This is a genomic window from Micromonospora auratinigra (genome assembly GCF_900089595.1).
Taxonomy (GTDB): domain Bacteria; phylum Actinomycetota; class Actinomycetes; order Mycobacteriales; family Micromonosporaceae; genus Micromonospora; species Micromonospora auratinigra.
The window spans coordinates 5,523,455-5,536,318 of sequence record NZ_LT594323.1; the positions used below are offsets into that span (position 1 = coordinate 5,523,455).

Genomic DNA, 12,864 nt, shown 5'->3' on the forward strand with positions numbered 1-12,864 from the left:
GGGTGACCACCGTCGCGCTCAAGGATGTCACCAAGGTGTTCCAGGACGGGACCGTCGCGGTCGATGCCGTCAATCTGGATGTCAACGACGGCGAGTTCATGGTGCTGCTCGGCCCGTCGGGCTGCGGCAAGTCGACCGTGCTGCGGATGGTCGCCGGGCTGGAGGATCCGACCTCCGGCGCGGTGATGCTGGACGGTGAGTTCGCCAACGACCTGCCGCCACGGGACCGGAAGATCGCCATGGTCTTCCAGGACTTCGCGCTCTATCCGCACATGACGGTGGGCGACAACATCGGCTTCCCGCTGCGGCTGTCCGGCGTCGAGCCGGCCCCGCGCGGTGAGCGGATCCAGGACGTGGCGAGCGCCCTGGGCATCGGGGACGTGCTGGCCCGCAAGCCCAGCCAGCTCTCCGGCGGCCAGCGGCAGCGGGTCGCGATGGGGCGCGCGATAGTGCGTCGGCCCGGCCTGTTCCTGATGGACGAGCCGCTCTCCAACCTGGACAGCGGCCTGCGGGCCGAATTGCGCGCCGAGATCTCCGGGCTGACCCGCGAGCTGGGCGTCACCACCATCTACGTCACCCACGACCAGGCCGAGGCGCTGACCATGGCCGACCGGGTGGCCATCATGCGCAAGGGTGTGCTCCAGGACGTGGGCACCCCCACCCAGGTGTACGGCCGGCCGGCCACCCTCTACGTCGCCGCGTTCCTCGGCAGCCCCCGGATGAACCTGCTGGAGGCGTCCGTCTACGTCCACCTCGACCGGTACGTGGCGCTGAACCTCGGTGACCAGTCGCTCTACCTGCCCTGGGACGACATCCGCAGCCGCGCGGTGGCGCACTACCACGGTGAGCGGATCGTGGTCGGCATGCGGGCCGAGGCGCTCACCCCGGTGGCCCCGGACACCCAGGGGCACGTGCTCCAGGGTCGGATCCGCTACCTGGAGCACCACGGGCACGAGTCGCTGGCCTTCCTCGACATCGGCGCCACCGCGATCATGGTGGACGAGATGGGGACCCCGGTCGAGACCACCCAGCCCGGCCAACGGGGCCTGCGCCGGTTCGGCCAGGTCATGCAGCGGCTCACCGGCCGCGCGGTGGACGCCCCGGTCTCCGCGCCGGGCGGCGGCAACCGCACCAGCGTGCTCAACGACCCCGGCCGGCACCACACCCGTCCGGCGGAGCTGGCCGTACGGCTGGCGCCGTACCCGGCCGTCTCGTCGGGGCACCCGCTGGCCGTCCAGGTCCGGATGGACGCCCTGCACTTCTTCGACGAGCGCGGCGACCGGATCGACGTCGGCTGGCGCTGAATCGAGTTGACCTTGTCGTCCCGCCGCCGCAGGGTGGGGGGATGGGGACGAGCATCCGCAACATCGCCGTCGACTGCGCCGACCCGTACGCGCTGGCGCGGTTCTGGGCCGGGGTCTTCGACTGTCCGGTGGACCCGGAGTTCGGGCCGGACGACGAGGAACTCTTCATCGCCCCACCAACAGCGGCCCGGCTCTACTTCCAGCGGGTGCCGGAGCCGAAGACGGTGAAGAACCGGGTGCACATCTGCCTGGAACCGGAGCTGCCCCGGGACCGGGAGGTCGAGCGGGTCCGGGCGCTCGGCGCGACCGTGGTCACCGATCGGCGGGAGCCGGACGGCACCGGCTGGGTGGTGCTCGCCGACCCGGAGGGCAACGAGTTCTGCGTGCTGCGCAGCGCCGCCGAGCGCCACCCGGGTGCGGGGGTCGCGCCGCCCTTGCCCGGAGTAGTTACCGGCGAGTAGCGTTCGGGCATGTCCATCGACTCTCGCCAGGTCGCGGCCGGTCTGCTGGAGGCCGTGCCGTTCGCCCGTACGCTCGGTATCGAATTCGTCGAGGTGGCGCCCGAGGCCGAGGGCGGGGTGCGGGCGGTCGTCCGGCTCCCCGACGACCCGGCGCACCACAACCACGTCGGCGGCCCGCACGCCGGAGCCATGTTCACCCTCGGTGAGACCGCCTCCGGCGCGGTCGTGCTCGCCGCGTTCGGGCCGGTGCTCGACCGGGCGGTGCCGCTCGCGGTGACCGCCAGCATCGCGTACCAGAAGATCGCGATGGGTCCGGTGCGGGCCACCGCGCGGCTCGGGCGGCCCCCGGCCGAGGTGATCGCCGAGCTGGACGCCGGCCGGCGGCCCGAGTTCCCGGTCGAGGTGGAGATCGGCACCGAGGACGGCACCGTCACGTCGGTGCTGACCGTGGTCTGGACGCTGCGCCCGAACCGCTGACAGGGGCCGGACGCCCGCCGCCCCCGAGCGCCGAATCGGGTTTGTCCGGCCCGCCCGCTGGATAGATTCAGGCAATGCTGGGCCTACCCGCTCACGTCACCGCCTGTCTCTTCGATCTGGACGGTGTGCTGACGCAGACCGCCGAGGTGCACAACGCCGCCTGGACCGAGACCTTCGACGCGTTCCTGAAGGAGCGTGCGGCGGCCACCGGCGAGCCGTACCGGCCGTTCGACCCCGGACCCGACTACAACCGGTACGTGGACGGGAGACCCAGGGCCGACGGGGTGCGCTCCTTCCTGGCCTCCCGGGGCATCACCCTGCCCGAGGGGACGCCGGACGACCCGCCCGAGGCGGAGACGGTGAACGGGGTGGGCAACCGGAAGAACGTCATCCTGCTCAAGCGGATCGCCGAGGACGGGGTCGAGGTCTACGACGGCTCGGTGCGCTACCTGGCCGCGGCCCAACGGTCGGGGCTGCGGCGGGCGGTCGTCTCGGCCAGCGCCAACTGCGCGGCCGTGGTGCACTCCGCCGGGCTGGACCGCTACCTGGAGGCCCGGGTCGACGGGGTGGTGGCGCACGAACGGCAGCTGCGCGGCAAGCCGCACCCGGACACCTTCCTCGCCGGCGCGCAACTGCTCGGCGTCGACCCGGCCAACGCGGCGGTCTTCGAGGACGCGCTCGCCGGCGTCGAGGCCGGTCGGGCCGGCGGCTTCGGGTACGTGGTCGGCGTCGACCGCGTCGGCCAGGCCGACGAGCTGCGCGCGCACGGCGCCGACGTGGTCGTCACCGACCTCGCCGACCTGCTCGACGGGGCGTCCTCGTGATCCGGGAGCGGGCCTATCCGGTCGAGCCGTGGCACATCCGGGAACTGCAACTCGACCTGGACGTGCTGGCCCAGTCCGAGTCGGTGTTCGCCCTGTCGAACGGGCACATCGGGCTGCGCGGCAACCTGGACGAGGGGGAGCCGCACGGCCTGCCCGGCACCTACCTGAACTCGTTCTACGAGCTGCGCCCGCTGCCGTACGCGGAGGCGGGCTTCGGTTTTCCCGAGTCCGGCCAGACGATCGTCAACGTCACCAACGGCAAGCTGATCCGGCTGCTGGTCGACGACGAGCCGCTCGACGTGCGCTACGGCGAGCTGCTCGCCCACGAGCGGGTGCTCGACCTGCGCGCCGGCACCCTGCACCGGGAGGTGCACTGGCGCTCGCCCGCCGGCCGGGAGGTCAAGGTCCGCAGCACCCGGCTGGTCTCCTTCACCCAGCGGTCGGTCGCCGCCATCCACTACGAGGTCGAGGCCGTCGACGGGCCGATCCGGCTGATCCTCCAGTCCGAGCTGGTCGCCAACGAGGCCCTGCCACCGCAGAGCCGGGACCCCCGGGTGGCGGCCGTGCTGGAGTCGCCGTTGGAGGCCGAGGAGGAGCTGACCACCGACGACGGCGGGCTGCTGATCCACCGGACCAAGGTCAGCGGGCTGCGGGTGGCCGCCATCATGGGCCACGACGTGCAGGGCCCGGAACGCACCACCACCGAGTCCGAGGGGTACGAGGACTGGGTCCGGACCACCGTCGGCTGCGTGCTCAAGCGCGGCGAGAAGCTGCGGGTCACCAAGTACCTGACCTACGGCTGGTCCAGCCGGCGCTCGCTGCCGGCACTGCGGGACCAGGTCGGGGCGGCCCTGGCCGCGGCCCGACTGGACGGCTGGGACGGGCTGCGCCGCGCCCAGCGCGAGTACCTCGACGAGTTCTGGGACGCCGCCGACGTGCGGGTGGAGGGTGACCCGGAGGTGCAGCAGGCGGTCCGGTTCGGCCTGTTCCACGTGCTCCAGGCCGGCGCGCGGGCCGAACGCCGGCCGATCTCCGCGAAGGGCCTCACCGGCCCCGGGTACGACGGGCACGCGTTCTGGGACACCGAGATGTTCGTGCTGCCGGTGCTCACGTACACCCAGCCGTCGGCGGTCCGCGACGCGCTGCACTGGCGCTTCGCCACGCTGCCCCAGGCGCAGGAGCGGGCCCGGACGTTGAACCTCGAAGGTGCCGCCTTCCCGTGGCGGACCATCGAGGGGCCGGAGTCGTCGGCGTACTGGCCGGCGGGGACCGCCGCGTTCCACATCGCCGCCGACATCGCCGACGCGCTGCGCCGGTACGTGCTGGTCACCGGCGACGAGGGGCTGGAACGCGAGATCGGGCTGGAGCTGCTGGTGGAGACCGCGCGGCTGTGGCGCTCGCTGGGCCACCACGACCGCAGCGGCCGGTTCCACATCGACGGGGTGACCGGTCCCGACGAGTACACCGCGGTCAAGAACGACAACGTCTACACCAACCTGATGGCGCAGCGGAACCTGCTCACCGCCGCCGACTGCGCGATGCGCTACCGGGACGAGGCGATCGACCTCGGGGTCACCGAGGAGGAGGCGGCCGCCTGGCGGGACGCCGCGCACGCCATGCACGTCCCGTACGACCCGGACCTCGAGGTGCACGGGCAGGTGGAGGGCTTCACCCGGTTGCAGGAGTGGGACTTCGAGCACACCCCGCCGGAGAAGTACCCGCTGCTGCTGCACTACCCGTACTTCGACCTCTACCGCAAGCAGGTGGTCAAGCAGGCCGACCTGATCCTCGCCATGCACTGGCGCGGCGACGCGTTCAGCGGGCCGGAGAAGCTGCGCAACTTCCTCTACTACGAACGGCGTACCGTGCGGGACTCGTCGTTGAGCGCCTGCACCCAGGCGGTGATGGCGGCCGAGGTGGGCCACCCCGAGCTGGCCCACCGCTACCTGCGCGAGGCCGCGCTGATGGACCTGCACGACCTGAACGAGAACACCCGCGACGGGGTGCACATGGCGTCGCTGGCCGGGGCCTGGATCGCCCTGGTCGCGGGCTTCGGCGGGCTGCGCGACCACGACGGGACGCTCTCCTTCTCGCCCCGGCTCTCCAGCCGCCTCGGCCGGCTGGAGTTCTCGCTCCAGTGGCGGTCGATGCGGCTGCGGGTGGACGTCCGGCCGCACCAGACCACGTACTCGCTGCGCAAGGGGGGCCCGGACACGGTGCTGGAGCTGCGGCACCACGGCGAGCCGGTCCGGGTCACCTGCGCCCAGCCGGTCACCGTGCCGGTGCCACCGGCGCAACCGGCCGGGCCGCCGCCGGAGCAGCCGCCGGGCCGCGCGCCCCTGATGCACCTGCCGGAGAACGCGAGCTGAGACCGGCCGCGGCCCGCGCCGTCGTGAGCTGAGGCCGACCCGGTCCGCGCCGTCGCGGGCCGGTCCCTGCGTCGGCCGTGCGGGTCCGGCCCGGCCCGTCGTGGGCCGGGCCGGCTTCCGGCGTACGTCAGAACTGGCGGCCGTTGGACGGCCGGCCGGCGGCGTCCCGGGGCGCGGTCGCCCGCGGGTCGTCGGCGGTGCGCGCCTGTGCCGCCTCGTCCGCCCAGTCCCGGGCGCGCTCGGTGTCCGGTTCGGGGCGTTCCCGTTCGGCGGTCTGCTGTCGGGACCTGTCCTGCTTGGCCATGACGATCCTCGCGATCCGTCGGGGTCCGTGGTCCCCCCGCGGGTTCCCGCTGGCCGCCGGCTCAACCGTCCCGGTGGTCGGTCAGGTGCCGGGCGAAGCTGCGCCGCAGGTGGTCCTTCGGCCGCGAACCGACGGTGGAACCCACCACCTGCCCGGCCGAGAACACCAGCAGGGTGGGCGCGGACATCACCTGGTACGCCCGGGTGGTCGCCGGGTTCTCGTCGGTGTTGAGCGTGACGATCCGCAACTCGTCGCCGAACTCCCCGGCCAGCTCGGCCAGGTGCTTCGAGACGACCCGGCAGGGCGGGCACCATTCGGCCCAGAAGTCGACCACCACCGGCCGGTCGGCGGCCAGCACGGTGGACGCGAAGGTGGCGTCGGTGACCGCGGTCAGTCGGCTCGCTTGCGTGTCTTGAGGCATGTTTCCTCCCGGTGGGCGATCGCGCGGGCGAGCTGGTCGTGCAGCTGGTGGCGAACCGCGCCGAGCCGGTCGAGGTAGTCGTCCACCTCGGCGAGCTTGCGCCGCAGCACCGCCACCGAGTCCGGGCAGACGTCGCCGGAGCTGTTCCCGGCCCGCAGGCAGGCCACGAAGGGCCGGATGTCGTCCAGTCCGAAGCCGACCGCCAGCAGCGCGCGGATCTCGTGCACGACGCGTAGTTCCGCCTCGTCGTAGACCCGGTAGCCGTTGGCGGACCGGCGGGGCCGCACCAGCCCGTGCGCCTCGTAGTAGCGCAGGGTCCGAGTGCTCGTACCGGCGCGTTCCGCCAGCTCCCCGATGCGCATCCCGCCACCTCCCGACCCGCTCTCGCCGTCACGCTAAACCTTGCCGCCGACGTCAACGCAACCCCGCGCCCGCCGTACCCCCGCCCCCGCCCTCCCCGCCTTGACCCCGCCCGGCCCTGGCCCTGGCCCGGCCCCGTCTCTGGCCCTGGCCCTGGTCTTGGGCCCTGGCCCCGTCGATCATGAAGTTAGCGGCACTGGAAAGCGCTCTCCCTGCCGCTAACTTCATGATCGACCCCGGGAGTCGGGGGGCGGGAGTCGGGGGTCGGGGGGCGGGGGGGCGGGGGTCTGGGGGCCGGTCGGGGTGGCCGGGTGGGGTGGGGGTGGGTGGAGGGGGTATGCGGGGGCGGGAGGTGGGCTGATGGAGACGCGTGAGGTGAGCGTGCCGGTGGTGGAGGGCGGGTTGGCGGCCGACGTGCTGGTGCCGTCCGGGGCGGTGGGGGTGGTGCTCTTCGCGCACGGCAGCGGCAGCTCCCGGCACAGCCCGCGCAACGTGGCGGTGGCCCACCGGCTCAACGACCGGGGGCTCGCCACCGTGCTGGTCGACCTGCTCACGCCGGACGAGGACGCCCGGGACGAGATCACCGCCGAGCTGCGCTTCGACATCGGGATGCTGGCCGAGCGGCTGGCCGCCATCGTCGACTGGCTGGCCGCCGACCCGGCCCTGGGCCGGCTGCCCATCGGCCTCTTCGGGGCCAGCACCGGTGCCGCCGCCGCCCTGGTCGCCGCCGCGGCCCGCCCGGAACGAGTCCGTGCGGTGGTGTCCCGGGGCGGCCGGCCGGACCTGGCCGGCAGCTCCCTGTCGGCGGTACGCGCCCCGACGCTGCTGCTGGTCGGTGGCCTCGACGAGCAGGTGATCGTGCTCAACGAGCAGGCCGGGGCCCAGCTCGGCGAGGTGGCCGAGCTGCGGATCGTGCCCGGGGCGACCCACCTCTTCGAGGAGCCGGGCACCCTGGAGCAGGTGGCCGACGAGGCGGGCACCTGGTTCGTCACCCGGCTGCCCGCACCTCACCCGGCCTGAAGCTCTCCGGAGCGGTATGCCTCTCAGTCATGTTCATGCCTCGGCGGCATACCGCTTCTCCGTGCGACCGCCGCTCGTCCGGGCTGCGGAGAGCGAGGGGACGGGGTCAGGCGGTCGAGGCCGTCCGGTGGCGTTGCACGGTGTCGATGATCCGCCAGGTGACCGCCGCGACCGGCACCGAGACGAAGGCCCCGGCGATGCCGGCGATCAGGGTGCCCGCGGTGACCACCACCAGGATGACGGCCGGGTGGAGCTGCACCTGACGGTTCATCACCAGCGGCTCCAGCAGGTTGCCCTCGATCTGCTGCACCGCGATCACGGCGGCCAGGACGAGCAGGGCGGTGGTCGGTCCGTTGGCGGCGAGGGCGACCAGCACGGCGATCGCCCCGGCCACCGTGGCGCCGATGATCGGGATGAAGCCGCCGAGGAAGGTGATCAGCGCGAGCGGCAGCGCCAGCGGCACCCGGAGCAGCACCAGGGCCAGCCCGATCCCGATCGCGTCGATCGCCGCGATGATCATCGTGCCCCGGCTGTACGCGCCGAGCGTCCGCCAGCCGGCGCTGCCCGCCTCGGCGGTCAGGTCCCGGCGCGGGCCGGCCATCCGGCGCAGCACCCAGTGCCACATGGAGCGGCCGTCCTTGAGCAGGAAGAAGAGCAGGACCAGCCCGAGCAGCAGCGAGCCGACCACCTCGGTGGCGGTACGGGCGCCGCCGACCGGGTCGGGGGCGCTACCGCTCAACCCGTCGCGGGTCTGCTGGACCAGCCGGTCGAGCTGCTCCTCGGTGATCGGCAGGGTGGAGGTGACGAAGTCCCGGGTGCGTTCCAGGCCCTGGCCGAGCTGTTGGCTCAGCTCACCGAACTGGCTGGCGGTCAGGTTCCACACCAGCACCCCGACGCCGACCAGGATGCCGAGCAGCAGCAGGATGGTGAGCAGCGCGGCCGGCGCGGCCGGCAGCCGGAGCCGGCGCAGCAGGCGCAGCACCGGGTCGAGCAGCGCGGCGAGGAAGAGGGTGCCGGCCAGCGCGATGGCCAGCGGCGCCAGCAACACCGCGATCTTGCCGAGCAGCCAGAGCCCGGTGATCACGACCACCAGGCAGGCGCTCCACGTCACGGCCGTCCGCACCGGCCAGGGCAGTCCCGCCCAGGTCTGCCGGGGCCCCGCCGTCCGGGGCTGGTCCCGCGTCACCTCGGGCGTACGCCCGCCCTCGTCCTCGACCACGTCGGCCCTCCTCGATCGTGGCCGTTGGTACCCGAGCCGCGTGGTTCCGACACCCGGTCGGCGGCCCGCGGTTTGTGCCCGCGGCCCGGGGGAAGGCTGATATGCGAGGAAGGGAGATCCGACATGAGTGACTTCATGGACAAGGCCCGGGACTTCGCCGACAAGCACGACAAGCAGGTCGACCAGGGCATCGACAAGGCCGGTGACCAGCTCGACCAGCGCACCGGCGGCAAGTACGACCAGCAGATCGACAAGGGCGTCGACATGGCGCAGCAGCGTACCGGCGCGGGTGACACCGACCGCTGACCGCACGTTTCCGACCCGGGCCGTCCCTCGTGGACGGCCCGGGTCGCGTTTCTGCGGGCGTACACCCCTGGTCGGCATCGATCCGTTTCGCTACTATCCGCAGTCGGGGCATGACTCAAAGTGGAGTCGTGCGGAGTCGACCCGCACCGCGCGGCGGTGCCGTGGACGAGAGCGAGCCAGCCGGTGACCGACACATCGCAGGCGACCATCCCGGAGCGCTACCCGTTCAGCGCTCCCGACCGACTCGACCTGGACCCGCGCTACGCCGAACTGCGCGAGCAGCCGCTGGTCCGGGTCCGGCTGCCGTACGGCGAGCCCGCCTGGCTGGCCACCCGGCACGCCGACGTACGGACCGTGCTCGGTGACGCCCGGTTCAGCCGGGCCGCCGCGGTGGGCCGCGACGAACCCCGTAACTCCCCGCGCCAGCAGGAGACCGGCATCCTGGCGATGGACCCGCCGGAGCACACCCGGCTGCGCCGGCTGGTGGCGAAGGCGTTCACCGCCCGCCGGGTGGAGGAACTGCGCCCCGGCACCCGGGCGGTGGCGGACGAGCTGGTCGACGGGATGCTCGCCGCCGGGCCGCCCGCCGACCTGGTCGCCCACCTGGCCACTCCGCTGCCGATCCGGGTCATCTGCGACCTGCTCGGCGTGCCCGTGTCCGACCAGGACCGGTTCCACACCTGGTCGGAGGCGATCGTGTCGACCACCTCGCTCGCGCCCGAGGTGGCCCAGCAGTACATCGACAGCCTGCTGGCGTACATGGGCGGGTTGGTCGCCCGGCGGCGGGAGGAACCGGCCGACGACCTGCTCAGCGCGATGGTCCGGGCCCGCGACGAGCACGCCGACCGGCTCAGCGAGGAGGAGATGGTCATGCTCGCCGCCGGGCTGCTCGCCGCCGGCCACGAGACCACCGTCACCCAGATCCCCAACCTGGTGTACGTCCTGCTGACCACCCCCGGCGCGTGGGCCACCCTGCGGGAACGGCCCGAGCTGGTGCCCACGGCCGTCGAGGAGCTGATGCGCTTCATCCCGCTGGGCGCGACCGCCGCCTTCCCCCGGTACGCGACCGAGGACGTCGAGCTGGGCGGGGTGCTGGTGCGCGCCGGGGAACCGGTGGTGTGCTCCATCCCGGCGGCCAACCGGGACGGGACCGTCTTCCCCGACGCCGACCGGCTGGACCTGACCCGTGAGGTCAACCCGCACCTCGGTTTCGGGCACGGTGTGCACCACTGCGTCGGCGCGCAACTGGCCCGGATGGAGCTGCGGGTGGTCCTGGAGACCCTGCTCGACCGGACGCCAGGGCTCCGGCTGGCCGTGGCCGAGGAGGAGTTGAGCTGGAAGAGCGGCCTGCTGGTCCGGGGCCTGCGGGCGCTGCCGGTGGCCTGGTGACGGGGGAGGGCGTCGGGATGGAGTGGCGGCTGCACGTGGACCCGACCCGGTGCATCGGGTCGGGCATCTGCGCGGGCGTGGCGCCCGGTCACTTCGTGCTGGTCGACGGCCTGTCCCGGCCGCTGGCCGAGCGGATCCTCGCCGCCGACGCGGTGCTCGACGCGGCCGACTCCTGCCCGATGGAGGCGGTCATCGTCTCCGAGGTGGACACGCTGCGGCGGATCGCCCCGGAGGAATGATCACCAGCCCGGGTAGCGGGCGCCGTTGACGTTCACCCGCAGGCCGTACAGCGAGCTGGAGGCGCAGATCCAGAGGTGGTTGCGCTGCGGGCCGCCGAAGGTGAAGTTGGCGACCACCTCGGGCAGGTGCAGCTTGCCCAGCAGGGTGCCGTCCGGGTCGAAGCAGTGCAGCCCGTCGTGCGCGGCCACCCAGACCCGGCCGGCGTCGTCGAGGCGTACGCCGTCGAAGGAGCCGGCGTCGCAGGTGGCGAAGACGTCGCCGCCGCGCAGCGTGCCGTCCTCGGTCACGGTGAACCGGCGCAGGTGCTTCGCCCGGGTGTCGACGACGTAGAGCCGGGACTCGTCCGGGCTGAAGGCCAGACCGTTGGGCTGCCCGAAGTCGTCGGCGACCCGGTGCACCGCGCCGTCGTGCGGGTCGACCCGGTAGACGTGGTTGCCGCCGATCTCGCTCTCCGCCCGGTGCCCCTCGTAGTCGCTGTCGATGCCATAGCTGGGGTCGGTGAACCAGATCGACCCGTCGGAGTGCTCCACCACGTCGTTCGGGCTGTTCAACCGCTTGCCCTGCCAGCGGTCGGCGAGCACCGTGTCGGTGCCGTCGGCCTCGGTCCGGGTGACCCGCCGCCGGCTCTGCTCGCAGCTCACCAGCCGCCCACGTCGGTCGACGGTGTGTCCGTTGGCGTAGCCGGCCGGCTGGCGGAACACCCCGACCGCGCCGGTGGTCTGGTCCCACCGCAGCAGCCGGTCGTTGGGGATGTCGCTGAAGACCAGGTAGCGGCCGGCCGGGAACCAGGCCGGCCCCTCCAGCCAGCGGCCGCCGGTCCAGAGGCACTCCGTCCACTCGTCGCCGTTGACCCGACGGAACCGCTCGTCGAGCACCTCGAACCGGGTCCTGAACCGCTCCACCGAAACCGCCTCCACCCGTGATTCGTGTTCGGCCTCACGCTAACATGACCGAACCACAATCAGTCCAGAGCAATTTTCCCGAACGGAGAGGGTCAGGTGGACGAGGTTGACCGGAAGGTGCTCGCCGCGTTGCAGCACGACGCCACCCAGTCGTACGCCGCCCTGGCGGGCGCGGTGGGCCTCTCCACCGGAGCGGTTCACGAGCGGGTACGCAAGCTGCGCGAGCAGGGCGTGATCCGACGGACCACGGTGGACGTCGACCCGGTCGCGGTGGGCCGGGGCGTACTGGCGTTCGTGCTGGTGGAGGCGAACTCCTGGATGGGCGACGCGCCCACCCGGGAGGCGCTGGCCGCGCTGTCCGAGGTGGAGGAGGCCCACGTGATCGCCGGTCCGGCCTCGGTGCTGGTCAAGATCCGGGTCGGCACGCCCGAGCAGCTCCAGGCCAGCCTGCGCCGGCTCTTCCAGGTCGAGGGCGTCACCGGCACGCAGACCGGGGTGGTGCTGGAGAGCTTCTTCGAGCGCCCGCTCGACCCGTACCCGCCGAGCCCCTGACGCGCGACGGCGGCCACACCCCCCGAGCGGGGAGAGTGGCCGCCGACGTCGGGGTCAGTGGTTCTTCTCGTGCAGCTCCGCCACCGTGGTGGGCCGGCCGGAGAGCGCGTCGCGCATCCGGTCCACCAGGCCGGTGCCCGGGGCGAGCAGCTTGTTCGCCGGCGGGTGGTCCGGGGCGGCCGGGTGCGGCCGGGTCGGCGCGGTCTTCTTCGCCGCGTTCACCTTGCCGGCCAGCTCGACCAGCTCCTCCTGCGCGCACGCGGCGCGCAGCCGGGGGAAGAGGTCGGACTCCTCCTCCCGCACGTGGTGCCGGATGGTGCGGGTCAGGTGGGCGAGCAGCTCGTCGAAGCGGGCGTCGGACGGGTCGAGCGACTCCAGCTCCTTCATGGTCCGCTCGGCGTCGGCGTGCTCGGAGATCTCGTGTTCGGCGATCTGGTCGCCGTCGGGGAGGGACGTGCGGGCGGCCGGGTAGACGTACGCCTCCTCGGCCACCGAGTGCCGGACCAGCTCGGCGATCACCACGTCGGCGAGCTGCCGCCGGTGCTCGGGCGTGCCCTGCCGGCTCTCCAGCTCGACGAAGATTGCCTCGACCTCGCGATGGTCGGCCATCAGGACGTCGACGACGTCCCGGCCCGTCTGCGTGTCGGTCATGTGTTGCCCCTTAGCGGTCGGTTGCGGTCGGCTGCTGCCTGGCCTGTACCCCCGGCCGATCGGGC

16 protein-coding genes are annotated in these 12,864 nt (G+C 73.0%); 10 read left to right on the forward strand and 6 right to left on the reverse strand.

The features are described 5' to 3' along the window. The first annotated feature begins 2 nt into the window (after window positions 1-2). The 5 genes from GA0070611_RS25080 to GA0070611_RS25100 all read left to right on the forward strand — a co-directional run bounded on the left by GA0070611_RS25080 (window position 3) and on the right by GA0070611_RS25100 (window position 5,435). Window positions 3-1,304, forward strand: a complete 1,302-nt coding sequence (locus GA0070611_RS25080; protein WP_091669211.1) for an ABC transporter ATP-binding protein — start codon at window positions 3-5, stop codon at window positions 1,302-1,304. 41 nt (window positions 1,305-1,345) lie between these two features. Continuing rightward, window positions 1,346-1,765, forward strand: a complete 420-nt coding sequence (locus GA0070611_RS25085) for a VOC family protein (protein WP_091669215.1) — start codon at window positions 1,346-1,348, stop codon at window positions 1,763-1,765. Window positions 1,766-1,774: 9 nt separating this feature from the next. Then, a complete protein-coding gene (locus GA0070611_RS25090) occupies window positions 1,775-2,242 on the forward strand; it encodes a DUF4442 domain-containing protein (protein WP_091669220.1) in 468 nt (155 codons plus the stop codon). A 74-nt stretch (window positions 2,243-2,316) separates the two neighbouring features. Next, window positions 2,317-3,066: an HAD family hydrolase gene (locus GA0070611_RS25095; protein ID WP_091669223.1), complete on the forward strand. Its 750-nt coding sequence runs from the start codon at window positions 2,317-2,319 to the stop codon at window positions 3,064-3,066. Then, complete coding sequence (locus tag GA0070611_RS25100) at window positions 3,063-5,435, forward strand: glycoside hydrolase family 65 protein (RefSeq protein ID WP_091669227.1); 2,373 nt, start codon at window positions 3,063-3,065, stop codon at window positions 5,433-5,435. The genes GA0070611_RS25095 and GA0070611_RS25100 overlap by 4 nt, the downstream gene beginning before the upstream one ends. Window positions 5,436-5,562: 127 nt before the next feature. Here GA0070611_RS25100 and GA0070611_RS31400 read toward each other — a convergent pair whose 3' ends face one another. The 3 genes from GA0070611_RS31400 to GA0070611_RS25110 form a co-directional block, all read right to left on the reverse strand. Then, window positions 5,563-5,739, reverse strand: a complete 177-nt coding sequence (locus tag GA0070611_RS31400; protein WP_167604469.1) for a hypothetical protein — start codon at window positions 5,737-5,739, stop codon at window positions 5,563-5,565. 61 nt (window positions 5,740-5,800) lie between these two features. Further along, window positions 5,801-6,160, reverse strand: coding sequence for a thioredoxin (gene trxA, locus GA0070611_RS25105; protein WP_091669231.1), 360 nt, complete (start codon window positions 6,158-6,160; stop codon window positions 5,801-5,803). Next, window positions 6,130-6,522, reverse strand: a complete 393-nt coding sequence (locus tag GA0070611_RS25110; protein ID WP_091669235.1) for a MerR family transcriptional regulator — start codon at window positions 6,520-6,522, stop codon at window positions 6,130-6,132. Before GA0070611_RS25110 ends, trxA begins: the two co-directional genes overlap by 31 nt. 358 nt (window positions 6,523-6,880) lie before the next feature. Here GA0070611_RS25110 and GA0070611_RS25115 point away from each other — a divergent pair, with 358 nt between their 5' ends. Then, the gene (locus GA0070611_RS25115; protein ID WP_091669240.1) at window positions 6,881-7,540 is read left to right on the forward strand and encodes a dienelactone hydrolase family protein; all 660 of its coding nucleotides are present in this window, start codon (window positions 6,881-6,883) and stop codon (window positions 7,538-7,540) included. 106 nt (window positions 7,541-7,646) lie between these two features. Here GA0070611_RS25115 and GA0070611_RS25120 read toward each other — a convergent pair whose 3' ends face one another. Continuing rightward, entirely contained in the window at window positions 7,647-8,759 is a 1,113-nt protein-coding gene (locus tag GA0070611_RS25120) for an AI-2E family transporter (RefSeq protein WP_231921212.1), read from the reverse strand. 123 nt (window positions 8,760-8,882) lie between these two features. On the opposite strand from GA0070611_RS25120, the gene GA0070611_RS25125 reads away from it, so the two are divergent. The 3 genes from GA0070611_RS25125 to GA0070611_RS25135 all read left to right on the forward strand — a co-directional run bounded on the left by GA0070611_RS25125 (window position 8,883) and on the right by GA0070611_RS25135 (window position 10,693). Then, the gene (locus GA0070611_RS25125; RefSeq protein ID WP_091669245.1) at window positions 8,883-9,065 is read left to right on the forward strand and encodes an antitoxin; all 183 of its coding nucleotides are present in this window, start codon (window positions 8,883-8,885) and stop codon (window positions 9,063-9,065) included. Between the two features lie 183 nt (window positions 9,066-9,248). Then, complete coding sequence (locus GA0070611_RS25130; RefSeq protein ID WP_091669249.1) at window positions 9,249-10,454, forward strand: cytochrome P450; 1,206 nt, start codon at window positions 9,249-9,251, stop codon at window positions 10,452-10,454. Beyond that, window positions 10,451-10,693, forward strand: a complete 243-nt coding sequence (locus GA0070611_RS25135) for a ferredoxin (RefSeq protein ID WP_231921213.1) — start codon at window positions 10,451-10,453, stop codon at window positions 10,691-10,693. Before GA0070611_RS25130 ends, GA0070611_RS25135 begins: the two co-directional genes overlap by 4 nt. On the opposite strand, the gene GA0070611_RS25140 is transcribed toward GA0070611_RS25135, so the two are convergent. Beyond that, window positions 10,694-11,596, reverse strand: a complete 903-nt coding sequence (locus tag GA0070611_RS25140; RefSeq protein WP_091669256.1) for an SMP-30/gluconolactonase/LRE family protein — start codon at window positions 11,594-11,596, stop codon at window positions 10,694-10,696. A 96-nt stretch (window positions 11,597-11,692) separates the two neighbouring features. Between GA0070611_RS25140 and GA0070611_RS25145 the strand changes: the two genes are divergently transcribed. Beyond that, window positions 11,693-12,148 carry an Lrp/AsnC family transcriptional regulator gene (locus tag GA0070611_RS25145; protein ID WP_091669261.1) on the forward strand — a complete coding sequence of 152 codons (456 nt, stop codon included), beginning with the start codon at window positions 11,693-11,695 and terminating at the stop codon, window positions 12,146-12,148. 54 nt (window positions 12,149-12,202) lie between these two features. On the opposite strand, the gene GA0070611_RS25150 is transcribed toward GA0070611_RS25145, so the two are convergent. Beyond that, window positions 12,203-12,799: a hemerythrin domain-containing protein gene (locus GA0070611_RS25150; protein ID WP_091669264.1), complete on the reverse strand. Its 597-nt coding sequence runs from the start codon at window positions 12,797-12,799 to the stop codon at window positions 12,203-12,205. Between the last annotated feature and the right edge of the window lie 65 nt (window positions 12,800-12,864).

Excerpts from the sequence above, each read along its gene's own strand:
- GA0070611_RS25085 (WP_091669215.1), top strand. The coding sequence starts at position 1,346 with ATGGGGACGAGCATCCGCAACATCGCCGTCGACTGCGCCGACCCGTAC.
- GA0070611_RS31400 (WP_167604469.1), bottom strand. The coding sequence starts at position 5,739 with ATGGCCAAGCAGGACAGGTCCCGACAGCAGACCGCCGAACGGGAACGC.
- GA0070611_RS25110 (WP_091669235.1), bottom strand. The coding sequence starts at position 6,522 with ATGCGCATCGGGGAGCTGGCGGAACGCGCCGGTACGAGCACTCGGACC.
- GA0070611_RS25115 (WP_091669240.1), top strand. The coding sequence starts at position 6,881 with ATGGAGACGCGTGAGGTGAGCGTGCCGGTGGTGGAGGGCGGGTTGGCG.
- GA0070611_RS25125 (WP_091669245.1), top strand. The coding sequence starts at position 8,883 with ATGAGTGACTTCATGGACAAGGCCCGGGACTTCGCCGACAAGCACGAC.
- GA0070611_RS25090 (WP_091669220.1), top strand. The coding sequence starts at position 1,775 with ATGTCCATCGACTCTCGCCAGGTCGCGGCCGGTCTGCTGGAGGCCGTG.
- trxA (WP_091669231.1), bottom strand. The coding sequence starts at position 6,160 with ATGCCTCAAGACACGCAAGCGAGCCGACTGACCGCGGTCACCGACGCC.
- GA0070611_RS25150 (WP_091669264.1), bottom strand. The coding sequence starts at position 12,799 with ATGACCGACACGCAGACGGGCCGGGACGTCGTCGACGTCCTGATGGCC.
- GA0070611_RS25095 (WP_091669223.1), top strand. The coding sequence starts at position 2,317 with ATGCTGGGCCTACCCGCTCACGTCACCGCCTGTCTCTTCGATCTGGAC.